The 2,483-nt window shown below is 51.1% G+C and carries 2 protein-coding genes and 1 pseudogene; 2 read left to right on the top strand and 1 reads right to left on the bottom strand.

The window, feature by feature from the left end; all coding sequences use genetic code 11:
- A partial coding sequence (locus tag ACPGUT_RS15970; RefSeq protein WP_423993098.1) for a uracil-DNA glycosylase family protein occupies positions 1–492 on the bottom strand: 492 nt, incomplete at its 3' end.
- 324 nt (positions 493–816) lie between these two features.
- Between ACPGUT_RS15970 and ACPGUT_RS15965 the strand changes: the two genes are divergently transcribed.
- Entirely contained in the window at positions 817–2,133 is a 1,317-nt protein-coding gene (locus ACPGUT_RS15965) for a Na+/H+ antiporter NhaA (RefSeq protein ID WP_423993096.1), read from the top strand.
- A 208-nt stretch (positions 2,134–2,341) separates the two neighbouring features.
- Positions 2,342–2,483, top strand: a pseudogene (locus ACPGUT_RS15960) (ABC transporter ATP-binding protein); the annotation flags it as partial.

Below are 2,483 nucleotides of genomic sequence, written 5' to 3'. Positions count from 1 at the left end.
AAAGATCGCAGGCGCATGGTCGCGCCAGGCCTCAACCGTGCGGGTTACCCCACCCGCGGCAGCCTTTCCCAGATGGTATTTCTGTGCATAGCCCCCCACCAGAAGGGTCAATTTCACATCGGGCAAGGCCTGTAAAACCGGCGCACGCCATGTCTGCGCACAGATCTTGGGAGGTGGCAGATCAGACCCTTTTTCAGTGTAGCCAGGGAAACAGAACGCCATCGGCACAATAGCAACACGATCTTGGTCGTAAAATATCTGATCATCAACACCCATCCAGTTGCGCAGCCTGTCACCGGACGGATCCGTAAAGGGACGCCCCGAAAGATGCACTTTCATTCCCGGTGCCTGTCCAGCAATCAAAATACGCGCCCCGGGCTGAAACCAGGCAACGGGTCTGGGCGAATGTGCAGAATGGGTTTGCGCGAAACGATCTGCACAAAGCACGCAGTCAGTCAGTTCTGTTTTCAATTTTTGCAGCGTGTCGGTCATTTCTTCACTATAACCCCGACGCCCCAAAGGCCCAGAGAAAGAACGCAGAGCACGAAAAAGTGACCCAAATCTGTCGACCTGAACATCCGGGCTGGATCATAATAACAACATTGTTCCTGACGGAAGAAATCAAATTTTCTTGCGACAACTGATTAACATACCACAGCAAAAACCCTGCAAAATAGTGCCGGTAAGATACATGCGCTGCAAGCAGGTCGTTGACTACCCCAATCTGCGATGAACATTCCCCTGCGCTTTCTCTTGTTCCGTGGCGTAATTTCACGTACATCGATCTAAACAAAAACATCAGGGAACGCGCCAAATATGTATCGTGTGTGGAATTTCGTCATAAATTACTCTGTACTTCTGATCCTCGGGGCGTTGATTGCTCTCGTGTGGGCCAATATTGACCCACACAGCTATCATCACGTGGTTGAATACCCCATTTGGTTCAACGACTGGGTCGGCACCGACGCCGGGAAATGGGTGTACAAATACGGGGCCGAGTTTCACATCGAAGACATTGGTGATGTCACCCGTGTCCTGACCTTCCATTATCTTGTCAACGATGTGCTGATGGCCTTCTTCTTTGCCATCGCAGCAAAAGAGGTCTGGGAAGCCGTTATTCTGAAAAACGGCTCTCTGCGCGGCAAGAAAGCAGCAACCCCCTTGTTTGCAACACTGGGCGGCATGATTGGCCCGATTGCGATTTACCTAGGCTTGGCGGCTTTCCTTGGGTCCACCACCTATGACGCCGTAGCCAATGGCTGGGCCGTTCCAATTGCAACAGATATCGCATTCGCTTACCTGGTTGGCCGTCTCGTCTTTGGCGCGGGCCACCCTGCGGTACGCTTCCTGTTGCTTTTGGCGATTGCGGATGATGCCGCTGGCCTGATTATTCTTGCGATCTTCTACCCATCGGGCGAATTGGCCCCTGAGTGGCTGTTGCTATCCGTTGGCGCTGCGGCACTTGTCTGGTTTCTTTTCAACGACCTTCCGCGTCGCATGGACAAAGGCAACCAGATGCGTCCGATGTCCAGTAAGGTACGAAAATATTTCGGCTTCTGGCCCTATCTGATTGCAGGTGCTTTCAGCTGGTATGGCTTCCAGCAGGCTGGTATTCACCCTGCCCTAGGCCTGTTGCCGATTGTTGTCACAATCCCACATGCAGACCGTGCCTTTGGTATCTTCTCCGAAGCGGAAAGTTATCTGACTGACCTGCTCAACGATATTGAACACAAACTGAAGCACCCGGTTGAAATCGCTCTGTTCTTCTTCGGCCTGCTGAACGCTGGCGTGGAATTCTCTGCAATTGGCTCGCCAACCTGGCTGGTTCTGGCAGGCCTGATTATTGGTAAGCCTATCGGCATTCTGGCCTTCGGTTGGTTTGGCGCCCATATTCTAAAACTGGGTCTGCCCCAAGGCATGCGCACGATCGATCTATTTGTGATTGGCTGTGTGGCAGCAATTGGCTTTACTGTGTCGTTGTTTATCGCAGCCGTGGCGTTTGACAGCTCTGTGATGCTGGATGGCCAATCAGTACAAGCCGCAGCGAAGATGGGCGCATTGTTCAGCTTTGTCGCAGCGATTGTTTCCATTATCGCAGGCAAGCTGTGCCGAGTTCAAAAACAAGAGCTATAATTACACCACTTTTTTCCCGGCCACATGCAATATCTGTGGCCGGGACGTTTTATGTTCATTTACTGTGATCAAATCTGCGTTGATCCATTGAACTTTCCCTCTGAATAAACACATAATGTGTATAAGATACAAAGTAGAGCGATCGTTAATACAATCGTGCTAACGGTTGTGTTGTTGTTTCGTGGTATAACCAGTCAAGAGAGGTCTGATGCTGGTATTCGAAGAGGTCAGTAAGTCTTTCTGGACTGGAACCCAACGCAAGGTCATTCTTGATCGGGCGTCTTTCCGGTTGGAAAAAGGCAACTCTATGGGTGTTCTGGCTCCGAACGGGACAGGTAAAACCACATTGA

It is taken from the genome of Halocynthiibacter sp. (assembly GCF_049608145.1).
In the GTDB taxonomy this organism is placed as follows: Bacteria; Pseudomonadota; Alphaproteobacteria; order Rhodobacterales; family Rhodobacteraceae; genus Halocynthiibacter.
The sequence above is the reverse complement of the archived record's forward strand: the minus strand, read 5'-3'. Positions and strand labels throughout refer to the sequence as shown.